This is a genomic window from Pseudomonas helvetica, from assembly GCF_039908645.1.
Lineage (GTDB): Bacteria > Pseudomonadota > Gammaproteobacteria > Pseudomonadales > Pseudomonadaceae > Aquipseudomonas > Aquipseudomonas helvetica.
In genome coordinates this window covers 2387947-2413801 of sequence record NZ_CP150917.1, presented here as the reverse complement: position 1 = coordinate 2413801, position 25855 = coordinate 2387947, and the positions used below count along the sequence as shown (strand labels likewise).

At 58.5% G+C, this 25855-nt stretch carries 20 protein-coding genes, 1 tRNA gene and 3 pseudogenes; 5 read left to right on the top strand and 19 right to left on the bottom strand.

The window, feature by feature from the left end:
* Positions 1-97: 97 nt before the first annotated feature.
* The 4 genes from AABM55_RS11095 to AABM55_RS11080 are packed head-to-tail and all read right to left on the bottom strand — an operon-like array spanning position 98 to position 12061.
* Positions 98-565, bottom strand: coding sequence for an Imm6 family immunity protein (locus AABM55_RS11095; protein WP_347929562.1), 468 nt, complete (start codon positions 563-565; stop codon positions 98-100).
* Positions 555-9716 (bottom strand): hemagglutinin repeat-containing protein, encoded by a 9162-nt coding sequence (locus tag AABM55_RS11090; protein ID WP_347929561.1) that lies wholly within the window; start codon positions 9714-9716, stop codon positions 555-557. Before AABM55_RS11090 ends, AABM55_RS11095 begins: the two co-directional genes overlap by 11 nt.
* Positions 9717-9776: 60 nt before the next feature.
* Positions 9777-10289: a toxin-activating lysine-acyltransferase gene (locus AABM55_RS11085; protein WP_103319800.1), complete on the bottom strand. Its 513-nt coding sequence runs from the start codon at positions 10287-10289 to the stop codon at positions 9777-9779.
* A gap of 11 nt (positions 10290-10300) precedes the next feature.
* Positions 10301-12061: a ShlB/FhaC/HecB family hemolysin secretion/activation protein gene (locus tag AABM55_RS11080; protein ID WP_347929560.1), complete on the bottom strand. Its 1761-nt coding sequence runs from the start codon at positions 12059-12061 to the stop codon at positions 10301-10303.
* 148 nt (positions 12062-12209) lie between these two features.
* On the opposite strand from AABM55_RS11080, the pseudogene AABM55_RS11075 reads away from it, so the two are divergent.
* Positions 12210-12365 (top strand): annotated as a pseudogene (locus AABM55_RS11075) (IS5/IS1182 family transposase); the annotation flags it as partial.
* Between the two features lie 196 nt (positions 12366-12561).
* On the opposite strand, the pseudogene AABM55_RS11070 reads toward AABM55_RS11075, so the two are convergent.
* Positions 12562-12681 (bottom strand): annotated as a pseudogene (locus AABM55_RS11070) (inovirus-type Gp2 protein); the annotation flags it as partial.
* 27 nt (positions 12682-12708) lie between these two features.
* Between AABM55_RS11070 and AABM55_RS11065 the strand changes: the two are divergent.
* Positions 12709-13496: pseudogene (locus AABM55_RS11065) on the top strand (tyrosine-type recombinase/integrase); the annotation flags it as partial.
* Positions 13497-13575: 79 nt separating this feature from the next.
* Here the strand turns inward: AABM55_RS11065 and AABM55_RS11060 are convergent.
* The 9 genes from AABM55_RS11060 to thrS form a co-directional block, all read right to left on the bottom strand.
* Positions 13576-13652: transfer RNA gene (locus AABM55_RS11060), tRNA-Pro, on the bottom strand.
* An 89-nt stretch (positions 13653-13741) separates the two neighbouring features.
* The gene (locus AABM55_RS11055; protein ID WP_003179985.1) at positions 13742-14098 is read right to left on the bottom strand and encodes a MerR family transcriptional regulator; all 357 of its coding nucleotides are present in this window, start codon (positions 14096-14098) and stop codon (positions 13742-13744) included.
* Positions 14079-14381 carry an integration host factor subunit alpha gene (gene ihfA / locus AABM55_RS11050; protein WP_002553164.1) on the bottom strand — a complete coding sequence of 101 codons (303 nt, stop codon included), beginning with the start codon at positions 14379-14381 and terminating at the stop codon, positions 14079-14081. The genes AABM55_RS11055 and ihfA overlap by 20 nt, the downstream gene beginning before the upstream one ends.
* Positions 14382-14384: 3 nt before the next feature.
* A complete protein-coding gene (pheT, locus tag AABM55_RS11045) occupies positions 14385-16763 on the bottom strand; it encodes a phenylalanine--tRNA ligase subunit beta (protein ID WP_347929559.1) in 2379 nt (792 codons plus the stop codon).
* Between the two features lie 26 nt (positions 16764-16789).
* A complete protein-coding gene (pheS, locus tag AABM55_RS11040; protein WP_007905876.1) occupies positions 16790-17806 on the bottom strand; it encodes a phenylalanine--tRNA ligase subunit alpha in 1017 nt (338 codons plus the stop codon).
* 109 nt (positions 17807-17915) lie between these two features.
* Positions 17916-18272 carry a 50S ribosomal protein L20 gene (gene rplT / locus AABM55_RS11035; RefSeq protein WP_007905879.1) on the bottom strand — a complete coding sequence of 119 codons (357 nt, stop codon included), beginning with the start codon at positions 18270-18272 and terminating at the stop codon, positions 17916-17918.
* Between the two features lie 29 nt (positions 18273-18301).
* A complete protein-coding gene (gene rpmI / locus AABM55_RS11030; protein ID WP_002553160.1) occupies positions 18302-18496 on the bottom strand; it encodes a 50S ribosomal protein L35 in 195 nt (64 codons plus the stop codon).
* Between the two features lie 60 nt (positions 18497-18556).
* Positions 18557-19108: a translation initiation factor IF-3 gene (infC, locus tag AABM55_RS11025; RefSeq protein WP_169843736.1), complete on the bottom strand. Its 552-nt coding sequence runs from the start codon at positions 19106-19108 to the stop codon at positions 18557-18559.
* Positions 19108-21030 carry a threonine--tRNA ligase gene (gene thrS, locus AABM55_RS11020; protein ID WP_347929558.1) on the bottom strand — a complete coding sequence of 641 codons (1923 nt, stop codon included), beginning with the start codon at positions 21028-21030 and terminating at the stop codon, positions 19108-19110. Before thrS ends, infC begins: the two co-directional genes overlap by 1 nt.
* A gap of 385 nt (positions 21031-21415) precedes the next feature.
* On the opposite strand from thrS, the gene AABM55_RS11015 reads away from it, so the two are divergent.
* Positions 21416-21715 carry a hypothetical protein gene (locus tag AABM55_RS11015; RefSeq protein ID WP_145021239.1) on the top strand — a complete coding sequence of 100 codons (300 nt, stop codon included), beginning with the start codon at positions 21416-21418 and terminating at the stop codon, positions 21713-21715.
* 293 nt (positions 21716-22008) lie between these two features.
* Entirely contained in the window at positions 22009-22221 is a 213-nt protein-coding gene (locus AABM55_RS11010; RefSeq protein ID WP_003179963.1) for a cold-shock protein, read from the top strand.
* Positions 22222-22293: 72 nt separating this feature from the next.
* Here AABM55_RS11010 and AABM55_RS11005 read toward each other — a convergent pair whose 3' ends face one another.
* Both AABM55_RS11005 and AABM55_RS11000 read right to left on the bottom strand, forming a co-directional pair.
* Positions 22294-22608 carry an I78 family peptidase inhibitor gene (locus AABM55_RS11005; RefSeq protein WP_347929557.1) on the bottom strand — a complete coding sequence of 105 codons (315 nt, stop codon included), beginning with the start codon at positions 22606-22608 and terminating at the stop codon, positions 22294-22296.
* 163 nt (positions 22609-22771) lie between these two features.
* A complete protein-coding gene (locus AABM55_RS11000) occupies positions 22772-23077 on the bottom strand; it encodes a hypothetical protein (protein ID WP_054598288.1) in 306 nt (101 codons plus the stop codon).
* 128 nt (positions 23078-23205) lie between these two features.
* Between AABM55_RS11000 and AABM55_RS10995 the strand changes: the two genes are divergently transcribed.
* Complete coding sequence (locus AABM55_RS10995) at positions 23206-23409, top strand: hypothetical protein (protein ID WP_054596657.1); 204 nt, start codon at positions 23206-23208, stop codon at positions 23407-23409.
* A 41-nt stretch (positions 23410-23450) separates the two neighbouring features.
* Here the strand turns inward: AABM55_RS10995 and AABM55_RS10990 are convergent, their stop codons facing one another.
* Genes AABM55_RS10990 through rbsK form a run of 3 tightly spaced genes read right to left on the bottom strand, consistent with a single transcriptional unit; the run spans position 23451 to position 25843 of the window.
* Positions 23451-24479: a nucleoside hydrolase gene (locus AABM55_RS10990; RefSeq protein WP_347929556.1), complete on the bottom strand. Its 1029-nt coding sequence runs from the start codon at positions 24477-24479 to the stop codon at positions 23451-23453.
* A 45-nt stretch (positions 24480-24524) separates the two neighbouring features.
* Positions 24525-24929, bottom strand: coding sequence for a D-ribose pyranase (gene rbsD, locus AABM55_RS10985; RefSeq protein ID WP_347929555.1), 405 nt, complete (start codon positions 24927-24929; stop codon positions 24525-24527).
* On the bottom strand, positions 24926-25843 hold the full coding sequence (rbsK, locus tag AABM55_RS10980) for a ribokinase (protein WP_347929554.1): 918 nt from the start codon (positions 25841-25843) through the stop codon (positions 24926-24928). Before rbsK ends, rbsD begins: the two co-directional genes overlap by 4 nt.
* Positions 25844-25855: the final 12 nt, after the last annotated feature.

Sequence of the window (25855 nt, the reverse complement as noted above, 5' to 3'; positions counted from 1 at the left end):
GTTCGATGGGTTCTCGTAGGCAAGACCTCGCTCTAGAGATGTGCCTGCGCCTTTTGCACCTTATCCCTGTGATCTACCCCTAAGAAGTCTAACTATATCAAAGCTCAGTTTTAGCAGATAGATAAACACTCAACACACCAGACAAACCTATCCGACCAATATAATCAACGATATATACAGAAGAACTCTCGTCCGCCTCACATATAGGCTCAGACATTTGCTCTTGTAGTCCTGCAACCTTATAGGCCTTATTAGCAATAAAACCTATTACCAACAAAATCAAAATTAAACTATTTTGCTCTACGCTTTCAGATGCAAAATTTTCTTCTGCCATCGGCCCGCTCTGCATTTCATCGGAGTCTAGGTAATATGCTAATTCATCAGCACTGAGCGCTCGATCAGACAGCCATAGCCAACATCTATTAACTGCCTCCTGACATCTTTCTTGCGTACTACTCGCCGAGTCAAGATTACGCAGGGCATAATCAAGCAACAAAAGAAAAATTGAGGCTTTCTTCACCCACACCATACTGTCAATGACCTCAAGAGTCTCTTTATTGTCCATTAACTATTCTCCCACCTTTAACCAGCACTGTTAGACGATTTGGCATTGCTGCCCCCCCCTCAGCTGTAACTCTTAGCAGAAGGGTAGGATAACGCTCACTGAACTGTTTAACCACTCCATTCAGGTCACTATTCCCAGTTAAGCCTGCACTACACTTATTGCAGATACCACTTGCATTAGAAATCTTCACATCCACAACCCGGCCATCTAATTGGACAGATGTTAGTCCTTGCCTGTCAATTTTATTAGCCACATTATTAAACAGATCTTCTTCCGCATGCCGAGTAAATAGCGGGTTGTTATAGGGCGACTTAATTACTCTTGCCTCTCCGTATAGGTCATCTAGGCTTGGCAGCCCAGAATTACGACGTAGTACTGGTGAAAGGCCTTCGATAACCTCTGATTCAAACCCAGGAATATCCGTTCTAGCGACACCTATCGTGTTTCCATCTGGCAAATTATACTTTGCTCTAGTTAAAGCCAAGTCATCTGCAGTAGCAAGTTCAAAAAACTTCGCTGTATCTTTTGCAGCAACCTCTGCCGTTTCTCCTACACTCCTTGCCCCTAGCCCGCTACTAAAGTCCCCAACGTTACCTGCAACCTGCCCCGTGAACGCATCTGCGGCCCCTTTTACATCATCTATCCCCCGCCCAGCCACAACCAACTCGTCGCCCAGCTTAGCAAGGTTGCCAATCTTCGCAAGATTGCTCACCCGGCTGACCGGAAACATGCTCGCCGCCCACTCGGCTTTATACTTGGCCTTCAACGCAGCGCTGGCGTAGGGGTCATCCTGCAGCTCGTAAAGCTTGGCGAGCCCATAGGTCTCTTGGCCCTCATTCCAAAGCCCGCTTACCAGTTCGCCAGGACGCGAAGCCATCACGACCAGACCATTGGCAATCTGATCGGAGGTATCGACGGGGTGAGTGACCAAGCTTTTGCCCAGCGAAAAGATACCTTCAGCGATACCGGCCAGCGCCTGCCCTTGGCCTACGACATCACCGCTGGCGCTGTAAAGACCGGCGCTGAGAACCTGCCGGATATTAGCCCCTTCCTTGAGATTCAAGCGCTCGTTGTAGAAATCGATCGCCTCGGTTTGCCCCGGATCGAGCTCCGCTATCGGTCTCAGGTAGCTCAGGTTAATCTTATTGTCCGCATACGCTGCGGAATGAGTGAGCTGATAATTCTGCACAAGACTCAGGGTTTCATCAGGGGTATAGGTCTTGTTGGCCGAGGTGAGAACGGGCACGTCGCCCGTCGTCGGGCCTGGGTCATAGGTGCTGCCCAGCGGTGCCAGTGCCCGCCCCAGGTATGTCAGGGTGGTTTGATCCGGCGGCAAGCCCTTGCTGCTGAGCAAGCTATGCCAGCCAGCATCGGTGTAGTAAGCCAATGCCCGGCCCAGACGGGTCTCCGCTTCTTCCACACTAATACCTGCCGCCAGCGCCAACGCAGGCGCTTCATTTTTGAGCAGGGGGATTTCTTTCGGGTGCAACTGGCGATTGTAGGCATCCACGGCGTTGCCGGTGATCGCCGCCGTCACTTGCCCGCCCAGATTGCCTCCCGAGGCGGCGGCCGCACCAACCCCAGCCGAGATCAAGGTAGCAAGTGAGTTGCGCTCGCTTTCCTTGACGCTGCTGTCTTTCAGCGCCTTGTCCACCATCGGCATAAACGTCGCCGACGCTGCCGCACCCTGTGCGCCGGCAAGCGCATTGCCACTGGACAACCCCTGCGTAGCGCCTGCCAGGGTATGCAGCAGGATTCGCGCCGCTCCGCCTTCGCCCCAGGCCTTTTTGACCACGCTGTCAGTGGCTTCGAATTCGCGCTGATCGGCGTAGTCGCCGATCGCCTTATAGGTATCTGCTGCCGTGGTATTGGCCACGATACCCACCGCCGTCGCCCCTCCCACTCCCCCCAATCCAGCAGCGATCAGGCCCGTGGCAATGTCGGCCATAAGCCGCTTGTCACCACCAATGTTCCAACTGACCGCCTCTGCCGCAGCCGCGTTCGCCGCCGGCGCTACCTTCGCGTCCGTTTTCGCCTCTTCTGCCAATTTATTCGCAGTATCCGCCTTGGCTTTGGCCACCGCGCCTACGATGCCGGTGGCCAATTGCACGGTGCTTTGAATAAGGTCGATTCGCTCCTGCATCGCCTTCTGGTCAGGCTTGTCCAGCTTCTGATTGGCGTTCGCGGTATCGCGATTGAGTCCGACCAGATCATTCGCGCCCTCGGCGCTACGCACGACTATCGTGCCTTCGCTGACCGCACTGCGTGTGCTGCTGTGGTCCGAGTCGCTCAGCGACAGCGGAATGCTACCCCCCAGCGTCGACCCGGATTTACTGCTATAGGACACGCTCAAGCCAGCCGACTGACTCGTGATCTCGCTGACGTTTTTAATGTCACTGACAATCAACCGATTCGTGTCCAGCAGGTTCTTGTCCGCAGACGCCTCACTGGCAATCACCGCGCCTTGCAGCGTGGTCTTGTCGCCGACATGAATGTTGTAACCACCTGCCCCGGCGAACAGACCGCTCTGATCCGTCACCGCCTTGTAGTTGCTGTTCATGTTGCCGGCGGCCAGGCTGGCGGAAGCCGTCACGGGCGCGCCGTAGCAGAACGGCGGAATGCAAATACTGCCGCCGAAACCGGCACTGCCCTGCTCGCTCTTCTGCGTCTCGCTGTCCTGGCGCGAGGTGATAGTGAGGTTGCCGCCGATATCCGCCTTGATGCTCTGCGCCCGGACCTGCGCGCCAGCCAGGGTGGTGTCCTGTCCACTGCGCAGGACCAGTGAACCGGTATCCAGCGTGCTGTTGACCTGGGTGACCGAATCGCCGGTACCCATGCTCTTGGCGATGGACGCGCCCAAATCGAGGGTGAAGCCATTCTGTTCGCCGATATTGAAACTGACGCCAATGGCGGTTCGGTCGTTATTGCTGTCGTTGGCCCAGTTTGCGGTGCTCTGCGCACTTTCCAGGGTGAGGTTGTTTTTTGCCTGCAACAGCGTATCGGCGGCTTTCAGGCTACTGCCAATGACGTGAATATCACCCGCCGTTCCCGGCGCGCTGCCATCGGCGATGATCGTCAGGGTTTTACCGGCCGTGAGCGAGCTTTGTTTGGCGGTCTGGCTGTCGTACTCGCTGGTGCTGGTGTTGTGAGTGCTCGCCAGCTCGGTGCCGATCTTGATCAACGAACCATTGCTGCCGGAACCGCCTTTCTTATCCGCATAGCCCGACCGACCATCGTAGGCATCCGACGAGGCGCCCCCCAGGTTGTAACCCGCCAACGCCGCCTGCGCCCACTTCACAGCCTTGAGTCGAGGATCGTCCGCGCTGTTCGCGGCCTTGATCGCGCTACGCATGGTGTTGATGCTATCGATCACCGTGCCGCCCACCACTCGCCCCACCGCCAGGCTGCGGCTCTCGTCGGTGCTGTTCTGACTCGCGCTTGCCATACCGGCGGCAATCGTCACGTTGGCACCGGTCAGGCTCATGCTCTGGGTGCTGACCAGGTCACTGGCGGTCACGCCGAGCGTGCGACCGGCATTGAGCGACACGTTGCCGGCACTGGAACCGAGGGTGCTGCCGGTCAAGGTGGTTTCCGAGGCGTCACCGGTATGGTTCTGGCTGCTGGTGGACAGGTGCTGGTTGCCGGTCATGTCATCGAGGCCCAGCTTGTTCCCCGTCAGAACGCCGGTGAAGTCGTGGTTCTTTTCCTTGTGCAGTTCGTCGCGGCTGAAGGTGTTTTGTGCCGCATCGATCTGCAGATCGCGCCCCGCACTCACCGAGAGGTCCGCGGTGCTCACCAGTGACGAGCCGCGGACCAGTCCGTCTTGCCCTGCGTGGACATCGACGCTGTTGCCGGAGACCAGGCTGCCGACCGCCGTGGTCCGGCTTTCGTTGACCTTGTCGGTCACTTTACTGGCCTTGAATCCACCCAGGCTGCGGCTGTTGCTGTCTTTGTCGTGGCGAGTCTGCGTGCTGTCGACCGCGGCGATAATCGAAATATCGTTGCCGGCCTGGAGCTGCGCCGCGCCTTTTTCCGCGACCACTTGGCTACCTTGAACCACCAGGTTGCGACCGGCCTGAACCGCCAGTTGCTGCGCATCGAGGTGCGAGCCCTGGGCTGTGGTTTCACTGGTGGAGTCGCGGGTGGTCGTGGTTTTGCTGGAAAGGAAGCCATTGCTGCCTTTGACCTTGTGCGCTTCGTCGGCGCTGCGCGCGTTCTCGCCGGCCGTCAGGTTGACATCCCGCGCCGCCTGGGCAATCACCGCACCGGCGGTGCTGCTGAGGCTGGCGGCACGCGCGTTGAGGTCGTTGCCGGCACGAAGACCCAGGTCGCCCTGGGTCTTAAGGCTGCTGCCACTCTCGCTACGGCTGGTTTCGGTACGCCAGTTGTCTTTGTCCCAGTGGTTGCTCTGGTCGCGGCTCTCGATGACCGTCGTCAGGTTCAGGTCACGACCGGCGGACAGACTGGTGACACCGGCGCTACCGCTATTGGCCACCTGCGCCCCCTGCAGGTTGATGTCACGTCCGGCAGTGGCCATCAGGCTGGCCGCCGGATCGGAAACGAACAAACCCGCGACCCGCGACAGGTTGGTCTGGCCGCCCTGCGCACTGTGCGTGGTGATCGTGCTGGACCGCACATTCAGATCACGCCCGGCACTGACCATCAGGCTCTTGTCGGCGGCGATCTGACCACCGAGATTGTTCAGGTCCTGCGTCGCATCAAGGCTGACGGCGCTGCCTTGAATGCGCCCTTCCAGGTTATTGAGCGTGTCCGCCTTGATCGCGACCACTCGACGTCCCGACAAGCTCGCGCTGTTGACCAGATTGCCCGTCACGTTCAGGTTCAGTTGTTGCCCGGCCATCAACCCGCCCGCACCGTTGATGTCACCATCACGGACCCGCACATACACCTGCGGTACCAGCACGCTGCGTACTTCGCCACTGGCCAAGGTGACATTCTTGGCCACCAACCAGACGATATCGCTGGTCAACTGGGCCATCTGTTCGGCGCTCAGAGCCACACCGGGAATCAGCTTCCAGCTATTGGCGTAGGTGACGGCGTTGTCGATCAGGCCTCGGTACTGCGCTTCGTCGTTGGCATAGCCGTCGACGAAACGGCGACCGGTCAGTTGCGCCACCTGCTCGCGAATCAACTTCTGCTCATAGAAACCATCACCCATGCGTTGCTGGGTCGCCGCCGGGTTCAGGTTCAGCCTGCCGAGCATGTAATCCGAAGACAGCCATTTGGCATAGTTGGTGAAGCGCGGATCGGTCTCGATCAGATAGCCGGAGGTGCTGCTGGGCATCGACCGAAACAGTGCGTTGTCCGGCAAGGCGATGTTCACCCCGCCAGTGAGAATGCGCTCTGCCACGCCACCGACGTTGTTGGTGGCGTTGGCCAGTACCTCGCTGATCGGCGTGAGGCTGGGTGCAGTGATCGTGCGGCTGGACACCTCGCTAGCGCCCACCTTCCCAAGACTCAGGCTGGCGAGCTGGGTGCCACTGCCTTGCGGGGCGGTGTTCTGTTTATAGACCGTCGGTTGCAAGGAAATGGCCTGCACGCTGGGCGCCGGGTTGTAGGCGGCAGAGTCGATCCCCTGACGGTCGCGGCCTTTGCGCTGGATGCGATAAAAGTGTTCGAGTGCGCCGCTGTCCGTGGTGACCTGCTGTCCGGCGACTTCGGTGTTGGTCAGGCTGTTGGCGCTGGCTTGCAACGCGCCACCGGCGATGATCCGACTCTTGTCGTTGAGGATCTGGTCGGCGTTGATGCGCAGATTGCCGCCGGCGAGTATTTGCCCGGGATCGGAACTGGCAATCTGGGTTTGGGTCACGACACGGGTCAGGTTGTAGCGGTTCCAGTCGTCATTACTACCTTCGGGTGTCACCAGAATGTCGACTTCGTTGTTATAGGTCGAAATCTGATTCGGATCGTAGCGATTGACCGAGCCGGTCAATTGATACTGTTGCAGCGCCTGGCGCGAGACCTCGACCTCGCGTGTCGAGAAGTGTTCGTTGGTGTTGCGCACAGAAGCTGCGTTCAACGTCAGGCCGCCGAGGGCCTCGATGGTCGCGCTGGCGTTATTGAGTTCGCGGGCTTGACCGGTGGCCTGGTAGGCGCTGTCCAGCGCCCCACCGATGGCCATGTCACCGACACTGAAGATCAACCCGTGTTCGCTGTTGTTCAGGTATTGCGCACCGATATCCAGCCGTACGCGGGCGGCAATCACCGCCGCCGTGCCGTTTTCGACGGTATTGGTCAGCGTGCCCGCTGCCAGCGACAGCTGGTCACCGTAGATTCGCCCGGTACCCAGGTTGCTCAGGGTGGGCGCACTCAGCCGGGTGGACTGGCCGTCGATCAGGCCGCGGTTGACCAGCGACTGGCTGGCACTCAGTTGTACCTGTGGGGCACTGATCACACCGACCGCGGCGTTATCGATTTGCCGGGCCGACAGCGTCAGCAGGTTACCCGCCTGCAAGCTGGCCTGGTTGCTCAGTAGCCCCGTGGTTGCCAGTGTCAGGTTGCCATTGGCCTGCAGCAGGCCGGTGTTGACGTAATCGCCATTAAGCGTGAAGGACAGATCACCCAGGCTCAAGGCCTGACCGCTGCCGCTATAGCTGGCGCTGTTGAGCGTCAACGAGCGTCCGGCGACCAAGGTGCCGCCCTGGTTGCTCACGGTTTGGGTTTTAGCCGCCAGGTTACGGTCAGTCAGCAAAAACTGAGTACCGGCCGAGATCTTCCCGGACTGGTTGTTCACCACACCGCTTCCGGTCAAGGTCAGTGCCTGATCGGCAATGATCGAGCCGCCCTGGTTGCCCAACTGATCGGCGGTAAGGGTGAGAGTGCGCCCTCCAATACCTTGATCCAGGCCTTGGGTGCCCGCGTTGTCGATCTGCGCCGCTGTCATCAGCAGATCAGCACCGGTGCGAATCAGACCGCTGCTGTTATCGAGCTTGCCGTCGATAGTGAACGTGAGGTCGCCCAGCGCTTCGATGCGTCCACCGTGATTGTCGAGGCTGGCACCCACGATTGTCGTACTGGTACCGCTCTGTAGTTGCCCGGCGCCGCCATTGCCGATGGTCCCCGCTCTGATGTCCAGGGCCTGCCCGGCACCGACGAAGCCTGCGGTGTTGAGCAACTGGCCCGAGACCAGCGCGATCGATTGCAGCGCCTCAAGGTGACCGCTACTGTTGTCCACCAAGCCGTTCGTGGCCGTCAGTGTCAGGCTCGACTTCACCGAACCGAGGCTGCCTTGGTAGTTGTTCAGCGAGGCGGCGGTGACTTTCAGTGCGCCCTGACTGGCGATCACACCTTGACTGTTATCCAGTGCTCCCTGCAAATCAATGCTCGTGAGTGAAAGGCCGCTCTGCAGGACTTCGCCTTTCACGTTGGACAACTGACCGGCCTTGATCCCCACTTGAGCCGCACTGACTTTGGCGCCATCGGTGCGCAAAACCTTCGCAGCAGTGGCGGTCAGCGTGCCCTTTGCGGCCACGCGCGCGCGGCTGACATCGACATCACCCTGGCGGCTGGTGAGCGTCACTTGGGCAGCGGAGGTCTGACTGTCGCTCAAGTCGAGGGCCCCTGCCTGGGCCTGCAAACTCTCGGCGGCGATATTCTGCCCGTGGGCGCTGAGCTGGCCCGAAGCGTCCAGGGTCAATCCGCCGGTCTGACCCAGCTTGCCACTGCTGTCGACCCCGCCGGCCAGGGTCGAGCCGCTGGTGCTGCGCAGGTTCGCAACCGTCACCCGGGTATTGCCCTGGGCGGCCACCATACCGCTGTTGTCGAGGTCGGCCGAGGTATTGATCGTCAGGTCGCCCTTGGCGTACAGCGTGCCGCTGTTCTGGACTCCGGTGCCGGCCTCGACCGTGGTCGAACCGGCACTGCTGATCTGCCCGCTGTTTTCAAGACGCCCGTCTGCACGGATGACCACATCACCGACACCGGCGCCGATCTGCCCGGCATTGCGTACCCCGCCGGCCAGGGTCGAGCCGCTGGAGCTGCGCAGGTTCGCAACCGTCACCCGGGTATTGCCCTGGGCGGACACGATACCGCTGTTGTCGAGGTCGGACGAGGTATTGAGCGTCAGGTCGCCCTTGGCGTACAGCGTGCCACTGTTCTGGACTCCGGTGCCTGTCTCGACCGTGGTCGAACCGGCACTGCTGATCTGCCCGCTGTTTTCCAGACGCCCGTCTGCCCGGATGACCACATCGCCGACACTGGCGCCGATTTGCCCGGCATTGCGTACCCCGACACCCGCCCCATTGCCCACCAGGACGATCTTGCCGGCATACATACCGCCCAGTTGCGCGACATCAATGCCGACCACCGGCGTGCCCGCTGCGCCGTTGTCGGCGCTGGTCTTGCCGGCCTGGATGTTCAAGTCCTTGGCCCAGATGCCCGCGTTGACCTCGACGGTGCGCGCGATGACTTCGGTGTAATCGCTGTCACGCGTATCCATCCCGGCACCGTTGACGGTTATCTTGCCGCCGTCGACTTGATAACCCTGCAGTACTCCGTTCTCGAACTGCGCCCTGCCAGTGGTGAGGGTCGAGCGATTGGCGTTGATGAAACCACAGCCATCACAGCTGATCCCGGACGGGTTGGCGATCACCACCTGCGCCCGGGCCCCCGCCACTTCGACATAGCCGTTGAGCTGGCTCGGATTGCTTGAATTGACTTCGTTGAGGATCACCCGCGCCGTGCCACGACCCAACGCCGGATTGGCGTCCACCCAGCCGCCCAGCTGGGTCTGAGTGCTGGTCGCCGAGTTATTGAGGATCACGCCACGCCGATCGACGTCGAACTGTTGATAGGTATTGCGTGACACACCGCCCGCGCTGGGCGCGGTGATGTTGACCTGGGCTACCCCGTTCCCGGTCACCCCGATTCCCGGCTGCTGCGCGGCCGGCGCGCCGGGGTCGGCGACCACGGCCGCCTGGGCCGACGAGGCGTCCAGCATGATCAGGCCGAGCGCCGCCATCAGGGCAAAACGCAGGGGTGTCAGGCGGACCACGCAGCCGCCGCCAGACGTTGTACCGGTTGCACTACCACCGGCTGATTTCGAACCGCTGCTCACATTTTCGGCAACCACCATCAACAGGCCACGCGCCTTGTTGAAAATGATCCGATACAGATGCTTGTTAATGATCAATTCCTTTTGAACTGCGCCAGGCCACAGATGCGCCAGACGCCAAAATAATGTGGCCGAAAGCTACTGAAGCAGCGGGTGAGCGGCGAACCAGGCGCGCGCCTCGGCGGGCAGGACTCCGATGCCCTGCCACTTCTTGATACGAAAGCCGCGCTCATCGCCCCGATGCTCCAGGAAGCGGCCAAAGCGTTGCGGCCAGAGCCGACGCAGCAGCAGTCTCGACAGTTGTCGGGTATGCCCGAAAGGCGCGACCCAGTCGCTGATCCAAAGACGCTCGCCACTGTTCCAGTCAGCCTCAGACATGCACACCGGAGCATTGTTCAGATAGCGCTGCTCGGCCTCGGCACTGAGGTTCATCCAGGACATGAAAAACACCGGCGTGCCTTGCTCGCTGGCGAGCATGAACTGGCGCTGCTTGATCGCCGGCAGCAGCAATGCCGACAAGGTATGCAGCGGCGCATCACGATGCGCCGCCGACTGCATCCACAACCAGACGGCGGAACCGAACACGGTCGCCTCGTTCCAGGGTTCGTCGGACAGCTGGGGGGCAAGGATTTCAAGACTATCGAAGTGCATGCCGGTCTCCGTCAAAACGACCAGTTGAGGTTGAAGCCCGTGGTTACGGCGGCCGTTTCGAAATGGCTGGGCTTGATGAGCGGTTGGCCGACGAACAGGTCATAGGAAAACTGCTTGTAGCCGCCCCGCACACCGACCACCGAGCCCGCCAGACGGCGCCCGGACAAGGACTGGCTGGAATGTCCGCCGACCTCGCCATAGTCGACGCCGAGATAGAGTTCCTGGCCGCTCTGAAAGACGAACCAGCCCAGGTCATTGCGCAAGGTCCAGCCGCGTTCGGCGGAGAGGATCTGTTCACCATCGAACCCGCGGACGCTGTAGCGCCCACCAATGGAGAAACGATCCTGAGCGATCAACGGCGAGCGATTCCATTGGCCGCGCCAAGCGCCGATGTAGCGAAATTGCTGCGTCCCCAGACGGAACGGGGTTTGCAACTGGGCGTTGGCGCTGATGATCTTCGGCCGTGACGTCCCCTCGCCGAGGTCTTCTTCCGGTGCTCGCAAGGCATGGTCCGCCCCGGTTCCACGTCGATAGCTCAGGCCCAGATCCAGGGTATTGCTGCCCATGAACTCGCGGTGATCGAGCCCCAGCTCCCAGCCCGCCATACGCCGGCGCTGCACTTCAATTTCGGTGTCGTCGATAGAGTTGCTGGAGGTGCGCGACCAGCCACTGGCCCATGCCGACGTCTTGCGCACGGCATCGCGGTAGAGCAGTCGTGAAAGTTTCAGTTCGTCGTTGCTACTGTGGCCCTGATAGTCATAAGTCTGATTGCTCCCGGCCACGGTCTGGTGATAGTCGTACTCGCTGGACGTCAGGCCCAGTTGCCAGTAGTCGTACGGCAGCGAATAGTGCAGGGTGTGCCCTTCAGAACCACGATCACCACTTTTGCCGCCGCCCAGGTTGTGGCTGAAACTGGCATAGAACAGGTCATTGAGGCCCAACGGATTGTCCAGCGACAGCGCGACATTGCCCTGATATTTACCGGTGTCGTAGGTGCCCGAGTCGTCGGCCGACAGACTCAGGCGCGCCACGGAAGCTTGCTTCCAGAGGATCACCACATCGCTTTCTCCCGGCTTGGCGTCAGCGTCGTTTGCCGGCGTAATCTGCACGTCAGCTTCGGCCGTGGGCACCCGCTTGAAGTTCTCCAGGGCTTGCTCGATGTCCCGCAGGTTCAACAGATCACCGGGTTGGGCGGGCATGGCGTTCCACAGCGTCGCCCGCAACGAGGTGCCGTCGGCAAACCGAATGTGTTTGATGCGTCCCGGAACCAGTACCAGAGCAAGCGTCCCTTGGCTCAGGTCCTGAGGGGCGGCCAGCACCCGCGTGGTGACGAAACCCCGCGCGATGATCAGGTTCTGTATGCGCTTCATGGTCAGGTTGATGCCCGCGGCCCCCAGGCAACGGTTCAGCGCCGGATCGGACGCCGGGTTGGCAGCACGCAGCGCCCACTGGAAGGCGGCTGAATCCTCACCCTCGAGCACGATATGGCGAATCGTGAAGCATGGCGTTTCATTGGCCGGCAGCAGGCCCTGACCATCATCCGGGGAGGCCTTGAGGCGTACGTCAGGAGAGGGTTCGAGCTGCTCGCGCAAGACCCGTTCGCGCTCTTGTTGGCGCAGCAACGACTGTTCCTGCGCGCTCGGCTCTGCCGCCGTGGCGGCAAGACTGGCAAACAGGCTGACGATTGCGAGGGGATACAACGAGCGTTGCACGACGAAGCGGCCACGCACAAAAGCACGCAGCCGGGTACACGAATGAGGCTTGAAAAACACGACACTTCCCTGAGAATGAAACTTCCTGCACGCACCCGTTAGCCAGGTGCATTGTCGGACAATTGTAATCGAAAGGTGGCAGGATCGAAATAATTAGCAACATTCAATCAGAGAAGCCCCCAGTCTCAGGGAAACAAAGGAGGCATCTCTGTGCCAGCAGTTGGGATTATTCAGAGAAAATCTGGTTGCCATCGACGGCAGTAAATTCAAGGCAGTCAACAATCGCGACCGCAATTTCACCAGCGCCAAACTGAAGCGGCGCATGGAAGAAATTGAATCGAGTATCAATCGGTATCTGAGCTCGGAATTTGCCTATGGCAAACAACGCATGCGGGGGTTGATTGCCCCCCCTGCGCTAGACCGCCATCAATGAGCGCTGCGGACGGCCTGAGCGACTAACGAAACAGCCAGAATGCCCCCCAAGACGGGAATCAGCGTATGCAAAACAACGGACTGGATAGGCTCGTGAGAATCAGCCAAGCACTGCCTGAGTGTTCTAACTACATGAGCAGTTGTCCCCTACTGGTATCGAATCCGCGCTGACGATTCCCGTAGGATTTCGTAGCTGCCTTGCACAGGTAGCTGGCACGGTAGAACAGATCCGGCAGCACGTCCTCATCACCAGCACGCAGATACCGGTTTAATCGGCACCTCGTACGATCAACATCTCGATTGAGCGGGTAATAAGGGTTCTTTTACTTTACGCAAAGAAGTGGCGGGATGAAGAGCGCAGGCCCTGGCTTGATTCGGTACCAATACTGGCCAAGCTGGACTTGAAGAAAAAGGTGCGCGAGCCCTCCCCCATGACATGGGGAGCGCAATCGATCCTTTTCGGTGAGTTGCCAGCCCACCTGCAAGCAATGGCGCTGTTCAAGGTGAACACCGGCACGCGGAAGCAGGAAGTCTGCAAGTTGAGATGGGATTGGGAGTTCTCGGTACCCGAACTGGGCACCAGTGTATTCCTGATACCGTCCGACTTTGGGGGCTGGAACGAGCGGTCAGGTGTGAAGAACGGTGATGAGCGGCTTGTCGTGCTCAACAACGTGGCCAAGTCGATCATCGATAAGCAGCGCGGCCTGAGCAAGGACTGGGTTTTCCGTACAACGGCAACGCGATGCGTCGAATGAACGACTCGACCTGGAAGAAAGCACAAGTGAGAGCGGCGAAACTCTGGCAGGAGAAAAGCCTTCGCCCCGCTCACCCTGGGTACACATCCATCAGGGTGCATGATTTGAAACACACATTTTGGCGTCGCCTTCGGGCGGCGGATGTCTCACAGGAAGATCGAAAGGCCTTGCTGGGACACAAGAACGGCAGCATCACCAGCCATTACTCGGGGACCGAGATTTGGCAATTGATCGAGGCGGCAAATAAAGTTTCGGCAACTGACTCTCGCGGGCCAGTACTGACCATTTTGCAGAGGAGAAAGGCATGAAAAACAGACGAGTCACGCAAAAGTCACGCAAATGAAAAAGGCCAATGCTGTGAACATTGGCCTAACTCATTGAAAAATATGGTCGGGACGGAGTGATTCGAACACTCGACCCCTAGCACCCCATGCTAGTGCGCTACCGGACTGCGCTACGCCCCGACTAGGCGTGAAACCTGTTCCTCATCTCGAGGAACGCTCAAGAATATATCGCAAGCTTTTGAAAACTGGAAGTATTTAAAAGCAGGAATTTATTTCTTGAGTACCACCAGAACATCTTCGAGCTCGGCGATCATCTGGCGGATCATTTGCTTGTATTGGGTGGTGTCGTCTTTGGCTTCATCGCCAGAAAGGCGCAGACGCGCTCCGCCGATGGTGAACCCTTGGTCATACAGCAACGCGCGGATCTGCCGGATCATCAGCACATCCTGGCGCTGATAATACCGGCGATTTCCGCGGCGCTTGACGGGGTTGAGTTGAGGAAACTCCTGCTCCCAGTAGCGCAGCACGTGCGGTTTTACCGCACAAAGCTCGCTGACTTCACCAATGGTGAAGTAGCGTTTGCCTGGGATGACGGGAAGCTCGTCGTTATGACTTGGTTCCAGCATAAGCCTCAACTCGGGCCTTCAACTTCTGCCCTGGACGAAAGGTGACCACACGGCGAGCCGTGATCGGGATTTCTTCTCCCGTTTTCGGATTGCGGCCAGGCCGCTGGCGTTTGTCACGAAGGTCGAAGTTGCCAAAACCGGACAACTTCACCTGTTCGTTGTCTTCAAGAGCGTGCCTGATTTCTTCAAAGAACAGTTCGACCAATTCCTTGGCCTCCCGCTTGTTCAGGCCCAGCTCTTCATACAGACGTTCCGCCATCTCAGCTTTCGTCAAAGCCCCCATACGTCACTTCCTTAACGTGGCGTTCAACCTTTGTTCGAGCGAGGTGAGGATGTTTTGCGTCGTGGTATTCACCTCATCGTCATTAAGAGTGCGCGATGGATGCTGCCAGGTCAAGCCAACTGCAAGGCTTTTTCTATGCGGATCAATACCTTTACCCTGATACACGTCAAATAGCCTGAGGTCCGTCAGCCACTCGCCTGCATTTTCACGGATTACGTCCAGTACGGCGCTGGCCGCAACGTCTTTATCTGCCAGCAGCGCAAGGTCACGACGCACTTCAGGAAAACGCGACAACTCGCTGAATTTAGGCATTTTGCCCAACGCCACTTCGGCCAGCACCAGCTCGAAAACGAAGACCGGACGGTCGAGACCGAGGGTTTTCGACAATTCAGGATGGATAGCGCCAATGTAGCCGACTACGCGACCTTCACGCTCGATGCGCGCGGTTTGACCCGGGTGCAACGCAGGGTGTTTGCCCGGCACGAAGGTGAACGAATCCAGTGCACCGGCAAAGCCCAGCACCGCTTCCACGTCGGCTTTGACGTCGAAGAAGTCCACGGTATCGCGACCTTGGGCCCAGCCTTCCGGCAGACGGCCGCCGCAGACCACACCCGCCAGCATCGGCTCTTGCTTCAGGCCTTCCAGCTGACCGACGAAGCGCAGGCCGCTTTCGAACAGACGGACACGGTCCTGTTGACGGTTCAGGTTGTGCTGAAGCGCCTTGACCAGACCCGGCCACAGGGACGAACGCATGGCGGCCATGTCGTTGGAGATCGGGTTGGCCAGCAACAGAGGCTCGACGCCCGGGTTGAACAGTTCGAACTGTTTCGGATCGATGAAGCTGTAGGTGATCGCTTCCTGATAACCACGAGCCACCAGCAGACGGCGCAGCTCTGGCAGATCGCTACGCGCTTCAGCCTTGGCTTGTGGTGCCAGGCGGGCTTGCGGGTAGCGAACCGGCAGACGGTTGTAACCGTACAGACGGGCCAGCTCTTCGATCAGGTCGACTTCCAGACTGATATCGAAGCGATGGCTTGGCACGTCTACGCGCCACTGCCCTGCCCCGTCCGCGGAAATCTTCAGGCCCAAGGCGCTGAGCAGACGCTCGACTTCGGCTGCATCCATTTCCATACCCAGCATCTGGGTGATGCGCTGGGCACGCAGGGTGACCGGAGCAATCGATGGCAGGTGCTGTTCGCTGACGGTTTCGATAATCGGGCCAGCTTCGCCGCCGGTGATTTCCAGCAACAGACCGGTGGCGCGCTCCATGGCTTCACGGGCCAGCTGCCAGTCCACGCCACGCTCGTAGCGGTGCGAGGCGTCGGTGTGCAGGCCGTAGGAACGAGCCTTGCCAGCAACGGCGATCTGATCGAAAAACGCGCTTTCCAGGAAGACATCGCGAGTGGTCGCGGAAACACCGCTGTGCTCGCCACCCATCACGCCGGCAATCGCCAGGGCGCGGGAGTGGTCGGCAATCACCAGTGTATCGCTACGCAGGCTGACTTCCTGACCGTCGAGCAGCACCAGCTTCTCGCCTTCTTCGGCCATGCGCACGCGGATGCCGCCATTGATTTCGGCGAGATCGAAAGCGTGCAGCGGCTGCCCCAGTTCCAGCATCACGTAGTTGGTGATGTCGACGGCAGCGTCGATGCTGCGCACGTCAGCGCGACGCAGACGCTCGACCATCCACAGCGGCGTAGGCTTGGACAGGTCGACGTTACGGATCACGCGGCCCAGGTAACGCGGGCAAGCAGCGGGCGCCAGAACCTCAATCGAACGCACTTCATCGTGCGCCGCTGGAACACTGGCAACGACCGGGCGCGTGACTTCGGCAGCGTAGAGCGCACCGACTTCACGGGCCAGACCGGCCAGGGACAGGCAATCACCGCGGTTCGGGGTCAGGTCGACCTCGATGCTGGCGTCGTCCAGGCTCAGGTATTCACGAATGTCCTGACCGACCGGCGCATCGGCCGGCAATTCCATCAGGCCATCGTTGCCTTCACCGATTTGCAGTTCGGCTTGCGAGCACAGCATGCCGTTGGACTCAACGCCACGCAGCTTGGCTTTCTTGATTTTGAAGTCGCCTGGCAGTTCGGCACCAATCATGGCGAACGGGATTTTCAGGCCCGGGCGCACGTTTGGTGCACCGCAAACGACCTGGAAGGTCTCCGCGCCATTGCTGACCTGGCAAACACGCAGCTTGTCGGCGTCCGGGTGCTGCTCGGTGCTCAGCACCTCGCCCACCACCACGCCACTGAATTCACCGGCGGCCGGCGTAACGCTATCGACCTCAAGACCGGCCATCGACAGACGAGCAACCAGCTCGTCGCGACTTACCTGCGGGCTTACCCAGCCGCGCAGCCATTGTTCACTGAATTTCATCCTGCTCTCCTAAGAATTCGTTACGACTAGCGAAATTGCGCGAGGAACCGCAAGTCGTTGTCGAAGAACAGACGCAAGTCGTTCACGCCGTAACGCAGCATGGCCAGACGTTCAACGCCCATGCCGAAGGCAAAGCCCGAAAACTCTTCCGGGTCGATCCCGGACATGCGCAGCACGTTCGGGTGAACCATGCCGCAGCCCATCACTTCCAGCCAGCCAGTCTGCTTGCAGACGCGGCAGCCTTTACCGCTGCACATCACGCATTCCATGTCGACTTCGGCGGACGGCTCGGTGAACGGGAAATACGAAGGACGGAAGCGCACTGCCAGTTCTTTTTCGAAGAACACGCGCAGGAACTCTTCGATGGTCCCTTTCAGGTCGGCGAAGTTGATGTCGCGGTCGACCAGCAGGCCTTCGACCTGGTGGAACATCGGCGAGTGGGTGATATCGGAGTCGCTGCGGTACACACGGCCTGGGCAGACGATGCGGATCGGCGGCTGTTTCGATTCCATGGTGCGGACCTGTACCGGCGAGGTATGGGTGCGCAGCAACATGTTGGCATTGAAATAGAAGGTGTCATGCATCGACCGGGCCGGGTGATGGCCTGGGATGTTGAGCGCCTCGAAGTTGTGATAGTCGTCTTCGACCTCAGGGCCTTCGGCGATGCCGTAGCCGATATGGGTGAAGAACTGTTCGATACGTTCCAGAGTGCGAGTAACCGGATGCAGACCACCGGAGGTCTGACCACGGCCAGGCAGGGTCACATCAATGGACTCGGCGGACAGTTTGGCGGCCAGGTCGGCCTCTTCAAACAGTGCCTTGCGCGCATTGAGAACCTCTGTGACACGCTCCTTGGCAACGTTGATCAGGGCGCCGACTTGCGGACGCTCTTCTGCCGGCAAATTCCCCAGGGTCTTCATCACCTGAGTCAATTCACCTTTTTTGCCAAGGTAGTGAACCCGGATTTGCTCCAGGGCATTGATATCTTCAGCGCTTTGCACAGCCTCTAGTGCTTGAGAGACCAGCGCATCCAGGTTTTCCATGTACAGACTCCAGATACAAAATAGGGGAAGAGCTTGAAGGCTCTTCCCCTATTTATGACGTTTAACACCTGGGCCCACAGAGGTGAGCCCGGGTGACTGTCGGGGGTACTTAAGCCAAGGTGGCTTTAGCTTTCTCGACAATCGCAGCAAACGCCGCTTTTTCGTTCACTGCCAGATCAGCCAGAACCTTACGGTCGATCTCGATGGACGCTTTTTTCAGGCCGGCGATGAAACGGCTGTAGGACAGACCGTTGATACGTGCACCAGCGTTGATACGAGCGATCCACAGAGCGCGGAACTGACGTTTTTTCTGACGACGGTCACGGTAGGCGTATTGGCCTGCCTTGATTACCGCTTGCTTGGCAACACGGAATACGCGCGAGCGAGCGCCGTAGTAGCCTTTAGCAAGTTTCAGAATTTTTTTGTGACGTTTACGGGCAATGACGCCACGCTTTACACGAGCCATGAGTTACTTCCTCTATTCTTAACCAAAAATTAACGAAGGCGCAGCATGCGCTCGACTTTTGCCACGTCAGACGGATGCAGCAAGCTGCTACCGCGCAGTTGACGCTTACGCTTGGTCGACATTTTGGTCAGGATGTGGCTCTTGAAAGCGTGCTTGTGCTTGATACCGTTAGCAGTTTTCAGAAACCGCTTAGCAGCACCACTTTTAGTTTTCATCTTTGGCATGTTCGGATACTCCGCATTCAGTTGATAAACATAATCGCAAGGCCTGCCGTGCCCTGTTGATTACTTCTTCTTTTTCGGGGCGATGACCATGATCAGCTGGCGTCCTTCCATCTTAGGATGCTGTTCGACCGAACCGTACTCGAGCAGGTCACCTTCAACCCGCTTGAGGAGTTCCATCCCCAGCTCCTGGTGGGCCATCTCACGGCCGCGGAATCGCAAGGATACCTTGGCCCTGTCCCCGTCACTCAGGAAACGTACCAGGTTGCGCAGTTTTACCTGGTAATCCCCTTCCTCCGTCCCTGGACGAAACTTGATTTCTTTAACCTGAATCTGCTTCTGGTTTTTCTTCGCCGCAGCAATCTGCTTCTTCTTTTCGAAGATCGATTTGCCGTAGTCCATCACACGGCAAACCGGTGGGACTGCGTCTGCGGAGATTTCTACCAGATCAAGCTTGGCTTCTTCAGCAATACGAAGCGCTTCATCAATCGAGACGATGCCAATCTGCTCGCCGTCAGCGCCAATTAACCGAACCTCGCGTGCCGAGATATTCTCGTTGATCGGGGCTTTCGGTGCAGCTCGTTTATCTTGTCTCATTTCACGCTTAATAATAATTACTCCGAATCTGGGCGACCACGCCGGGAAACCGCTTGCGCGAGGAACTCAGCGAACTGGGCGACGGGCATCGAGCCCAGGTCAGCACCTTCACGAGTACGCACAGCGACAGTCTGCATCTCGACTTCCCGATCTCCAATAACCAAGAGATAGGGAACCTTGAGCAAAGTATGCTCGCGGATTTTAAAGCCGATCTTTTCATTTCTCAAGTCAGACTTGGCACGAAAACCGCTTTGGTTGAGAGTTTTTTCAACTTCAGCGGCAAAATCTGCCTGTTTATCAGTGATATTCATGATCACTGCCTGAGTCGGAGCCAGCCACGCAGGGAACGCGCCCTCGTAATGCTCGATCAGAATCCCGACGAAACGCTCGAAGGAACCCAGGATCGCCCGGTGCAACATTACCGGGTGCTTGCGACTGTTGTCTTCGGAGACGTATTCGGCTCCCAGACGGATCGGCAGGTTAAAATCGAGCTGCAAGGTACCACATTGCCAGACACGACCGAGGCAATCTTTTAGCGAGAACTCGATTTTCGGACCGTAGAAAGCACCCTCGCCTGGCTGCAGATCGTACGGCAGGCCTGCACTATCAAGGGCTGAGGCCAGCGCCGATTCTGCGCGATCCCACAGCTCATCGGAGCCGACGCGTTTTTCCGGACGAGTGGACAGCTTCATTTCGACGTCGGTAAAGCCGAAATCGGCGTAGACATCCATGGTCAGCTTGATGAACGCGGCGGATTCGGCCTGCATCTGCTCTTCAGTACAGAAGATGTGCGCATCGTCCTGGGTGAACCCGCGCACGCGCATGATGCCGTGCAGCGCACCGGACGGCTCGTTACGGTGGCAAGCACCGAATTCGGCCAGACGCATCGGCAGCTCACGGTAGCTTTTCAGGCCCTGATTGAACACTTGCACGTGGCAAGGGCAGTTCATTGGCTTGATCGCGTAATCGCGGCTTTCCGACTGCGTGGTGAACATGTTCTCGGCGTAGTTGGCCCAGTGCCCGGATTTCTCCCACAGGCTACGGTCAACCACCTGCGGAGTCTTGATCTCCAGGTAGCCGTTTTCACGCTGGACCTTGCGCATGTACTGCTCGAGCACCTGGTACAGGGTCCAGCCGTTCGGGTGCCAGAAAACCATGCCCGGCGCTTCTTCCTGGGTATGGAACAGGCCGAGACGCTTGCCGATCTTGCGATGGTCGCGCTTTTCGGCTTCTTCGATACGCTGGATGTAAGCCGCCAGTTGCTTCTTGTCAGCCCAGGCGGTGCCGTAAACGCGCTGCAGTTGCTCGTTCTTGGCATCGCCGCGCCAGTAGGCGCCGGACAGCTTGGTCAGCTTGAAGGATTTCAGGAAGCGGGTGTTCGGCACGTGCGGACCGCGGCACATGTCGACGTATTCTTCGTGATAGTACAGACCCATGGCCTGCTCGTTCGGCATGTCTTCGACCAGGCGCAGCTTGTAGTCTTCGCCACGGCGGGTGAACACGTCGATCACTTCAGCGCGCGGAGTGACTTTCTTGATGACGTCGTAATCTTTTTCGATCAGCAGGTGCATGCGCTGTTCGATCGCCGCCAGGTCGTCCGGAGTGAAAGGACGTTCGTAGGCGATGTCGTAATAGAAGCCTTCATCGATGACCGGACCGATCACCATTTTCGCCGTCGGGTACAGCTGCTTGACCGCGTGGCCGATCAGGTGAGCGCAAGAGTGGCGAATGATCTCCACCCCCTCTTCATCCTTGGGCGTGATGATTTGCAGGGTCGCGTCGCTGTCGATGACATCGCTGGCGTCAACCAGTTTGCCGTTGACCTTGCCGGCCACGGTGGCCTTGGCCAGACCGGCACCAATGGATGCGGCGACCTCGGCTACGGAAACCGGATGATCGAAGGAACGTTGACTGCCGTCGGGAAGAGTAATAGTGGGCATGGCGCCTCCTCTCCTAGTGGTGACCCCTACCAAAGGTCACGTGGGTTGGGATGAGCAGCCAGTACGCGATTCAGTCCAGGCCATTCAATAATGAACGCCTGCCTTACAGCGGCAGGAGCCTTACGGCCAACCGGAAACCGAACCAGAGTGACTGGAGATCAAATCAGGGTTATTCGGGTATTGGTCGCTACTGGCGAACAGATCGTCCAGAGCCTGAAAATACCCAAGCGCTGGATCCTAGCACAGATGAACGGTCGTCGCCGCGACCTTGTTTGACCAACGCCGAATTCAGGGCTTTTGCATCAAAAAGTGAACTTGAGATGTACGGCCCACCTCAAATAGGCTGAGAATCGCCACACATTATCGACCTCACGGAGTTCCAGCTATGCGTCTTATCCGCCTTATCGCCCTTGCCTCCCCACTGATCATGCTGCTCCCGCTGAGCGCGCAGGCTGCCTGGCCTGCCGGGGTTCGCGAAAGCTATATGAAGGACTGCGTTGGTGCCGCCAGTCAGAGCGTCGACCAGAAGACTGCCGAACAGCATTGTGCCTGTGGCGCGGACAAGCTGAACGAGAAGTTTACAACGGCCGAAATCAGCGAGCTGATGAGCAAGACGAAACAGCCGAGTGCGGAGCTGCGAACCAAGGCGCTGGACGCCATCGCGGCCTGCAGAGTCGTTAAATAAGCTGCCGCAGGGCTGAAAACAACGCCTTTGGCGAGTAGAAAACAGCCGAAAAACCGCTATTTCAGACAAATTACGCAGCTTTTACAGCTTTTTTTACAGGACATGTATTTGGCTGCAGGCCTTTTAAACCGGGGCTTTCAGCCATATACAGCGACAAAGAACAGACGATGCGAAGGCAAACAGCACGTCCGGGGGGCTCCCAAATCGAACATTTCGACTATGATACTCCGGTGTGCCCAGTTGGCCTGAGCAGCACAGCACTACTGAAAATATATGTTTCTTGGAGATACACCATGTCTAATCGCCAAACCGGCACCGTTAAATGGTTCAACGATGAAAAAGGCTTCGGCTTCATCACTCCTCAAGGTGGCGGTGACGACCTGTTCGTACACTTCAAAGCTATCGAAAGCGACGGTTTCAAAAGCCTGAAAGAAGGCCAAACCGTTTCCTTCGTGGCTGAGAAAGGCCAAAAGGGTATGCAAGCTGCACAAGTTCGCCCAGAGTAATTTCCTGGCGCACTAAAAAAACCCCGTCCATGTGACGGGGTTTTTTATGGCCGCAACAAAAGCCTGAAGCGATCAGCCGCAGTTGACGCGGGTAATGATCAGGTTGGCGTCGGTGTTGAGGTTCAAACGATCCGAACGGTATTCCAGAGTGATCATGTCGTTCGGCCTGAGAACTCGTGCAGTCTGCGACCCGGAACGCGCGCGGGCCTGCTCCAGCAATTCTGGCGAAGCCTTTTGGCCAATGGTGAATTCGGCAGCCTTTGCCTCACAACGGCCGCTACCAGCCTCGGCCACCACAGGGCTTTTTGCCGACTCGGAGGTACTGCTGCAACCCGCCAACATGACGGCGGCCAGCAAAGTACCCAATGACGCGAGCTTCCAAGGCATGACGCCTCCTTTTCAATAGTTGAACTGCATTCGTGCGACAGACGTTTGGGCATTTGGTTTCATGGTCAAAACCATCCCCTGCCCTCAAAGCCGTCAAACACGCAAGTTTGCCTGAGCCATCACCTGCTGTTCAGTGCGTAATCGTGACTGAATATGAGCAGGCTCAGTAGATATCGATGTAATCAAAGGGTGGCTTCGGCCAGTTCTGCTTCAATGCGTTGAATATCTGCATGACCCAGACCTCATCACTGGCGGCAACCATGCCTACATACCCGGAGCCCTTGGCCCACGTCTCAAGGCGAAACAGCAACCCGTCGATATCCGTTCCGCCCACTACACCGGACGAAATGTAGGCAATCCCTGACTTGGTGACCCGCAACTGGGTGTGCGTATCGTCGCTGGCAGACGCCAGCAGCTGGCGCACCGCCTCTAGCGTCAAGCCGTCTGGAGTATTCAAATCAATCTGCACAGCACTGTCCTTGAAATCTACAAAGCCCAAGTGTCGCATAGCCCTCCGTTCATGCCTAAGTCGGAGTGCCAAAAGCTGCGCAAGGTGGTTAACTCAACAGACAGACTTCCCGACCTCGCGAGACACTCATGACCACCGTGACCATCGACGCCGACATCAAAGTCAGCTGGCCCCAAGGCCACAGCTCTTACAGCCCCAGCACCCCGGAAGAGCTGGCAATCATTGGCATAGACCTGCTGGTCAAGGACCTGGGCACGAAAGCCGCTCAACAGTTCATCGAACAGGTATTCGAGAAGTACCCCATCGACGATATGGGCGCCGCCCACACGTAAAGGGAGTAAAACCCCACAGGCTGGCACCTGTGGGGTATGGCTTACTTGAGACGGGCGAGACGCGCCGTCAGCAAGTCAAAGAAGCCCTGGGCATCGCCGTTCGCAACCCAGAACGCGTTCTTCGGGGCTTTCAGGCCGTCGTACCAGTCAACGACGGTCTGGCCAAAGGTCGGCCCTTCGCGACTGTCGACCACCACATTCACCGTACGACCGGTAAACAGTTCCGGCTTGAGCAGGTACGCGATCACCGTGGCGTCATGCACCGGGCCACCTGGAATACCGTAGTGTTCCATGTCGCCTTTGACGTATTCGTTGAGAATATCGCCCACCAGTTTGCTGGCGTTGTTGTTCAGCGCGGCAATCTGCTTCAGGCGAGCGTCACTGGTCAGAATCTTGTGGGTGACGTCCAGCGGCAGATAGGTCAGCTTGACGCCGCTCTTGAGGACCACTTCAGCTGCATGCGGATCAGCGAACAGATTGAACTCGGCCACCGGCGTAATGTTACCGCCGTTGAAGTGCGCGCCGCCCATGATCACCACTTCCTTGATGCCTTGGGTGATTTCCGGATCCTGAATCAGCGCCAACGCCAGGTTGGTCTGCGGCCCGAGCATTGCGATAGTGATGCTGTGAGGCTTGGCCGCGCGCAACGTGTCGATCAGGTAACTGACTGCATCGCCTTTGGCCAGACCTTTCTTCGGCTCGTGCACCGTGACACCTGACAGGCCTTCCTTGCCATGAATGTTCTCGGCATAGATTGGCGTGCGCATCAGCGGTTTCGGTGCACCCGCATAGACCGGCACCTCTTCGCGCCCTGCCCACTCGCGGGCCAGCCGCGCATTACGCGAAGTCTTGTCCAGGCGCACATTTCCGGCAACGGTGGTCAGTGCACGAATGTTCAGTTCTTCGGGTGACGCCAGGGCAAACAGCAGCGCCACCACGTCGTCGGCACCTGGATCGGTGTCGATGATCAGGTCTATCTTTTCCGCCGCGTGGGCGCCTGTAGCGGTGAGCAAGGACAAAAGCAGCAGACTCCGGATCAGGTGATGCAGGCGTTGAGCATAGCGGTACATAGCGCACTCCTTGTGCGTGGATAAATCGAATCGGGATATGACGGACTAGAAGGTCACCCCTGCGACCAGCACGATGTTGCAGTACGGCTGACATTCACCCGTACGAACAATTGCCCGCGCCTGTCGGCTAAGGAGCTTGAACTCTTCATGACTCAGCAACCGCCGCTGGCCCATCGCAGCATTGGCCGTCAATTCGTCGATCGCCTGCAGCGCCGGGGGCTGCTTGAGCAGGATTTCTTCGGCCAGCACATGGCTTTCCACCTGCATCTCACTGAGCACGACGCGCAAGGTACTGACAAAATCCGGAATGCCCTGGGTCAATGCCAGGTCGATCAACTCAACCCCGGGCGGCACTGGCAGACCGGCATCGCCGATCACCAGCATGTCGCCATGGCCCAGAGAGGCAATCAGCCGTGACAACGCGATATTGAGCAAGGGTGTTTTTTTCATGATGCTTTAAAGGCCTGTACGTCTGACAAGGAAGGAATCGAAGGTTGCGCACCGGCCCGAGTCACCGATAAAGCCGCAGCGACCTGACCGAAACGAATGGCCTCGACTTCGCTTTTGCCAGAGGCCAGGGCCGCGGCAAAACCACCGACAAAGGTATCGCCAGCGGCAGTGGTGTCGACTGACTTGACCTTGGGCGCCGGAAAATGCTCAACACTCTGTCCGTTGGCGAACAATGAACCCTGGGAGCCCAACGTGATGATGACCTTGCCGGCACCGGCAGCGATCAATCGGCTCGCGGCCAGTTCGGCGCTCTCCAGTGAGTCCACCGGCAAACCGCTCAGGGCCGACGCTTCGCTTTCGTTGGGGATCAGGTAATCGATAGATGAATACCAGTCGGCCGGCAATGGGCTCGTTGCCGGCGCCGGATTGAGGATCACCGTCTTGCCCAGCTCACGACCGCGCTTGAGAACATAACCAACCGTGTGCATCGGCACTTCCAGCTGACAGATGATCACGTCGGCCGCCGCGAGCACCGCATCGAACCCCGCGACCATGCCAGGTGTCAGCTGACCGTTGGCCCCCGCAACGATGACAATTGCATTCTGGCTGTTGTCATCGACCACGATCAGCGCCACGCCGCTGGAACCTTCGACCGATGTCAGCGCCTGACAATCGATCTGCTCGGCCAGCAGCGCTGCACGCAACTGCTCGCCATAAGCATCGTCACCCACGCAGCCGATCATCGATACCTGCGCACCCAGCCGGGCGGACGCGACCGCCTGATTAGCGCCCTTGCCGCCCGACACGGTGGCAAACGACTCACCATGCAGCGTTTCTCCGGCATGCGGCAACCGCTGGGCGCGGGTTACCAGGTCCATGTTCAGACTGCCTACAACCACTACTTTTGCTGGCATACATCCCTACTC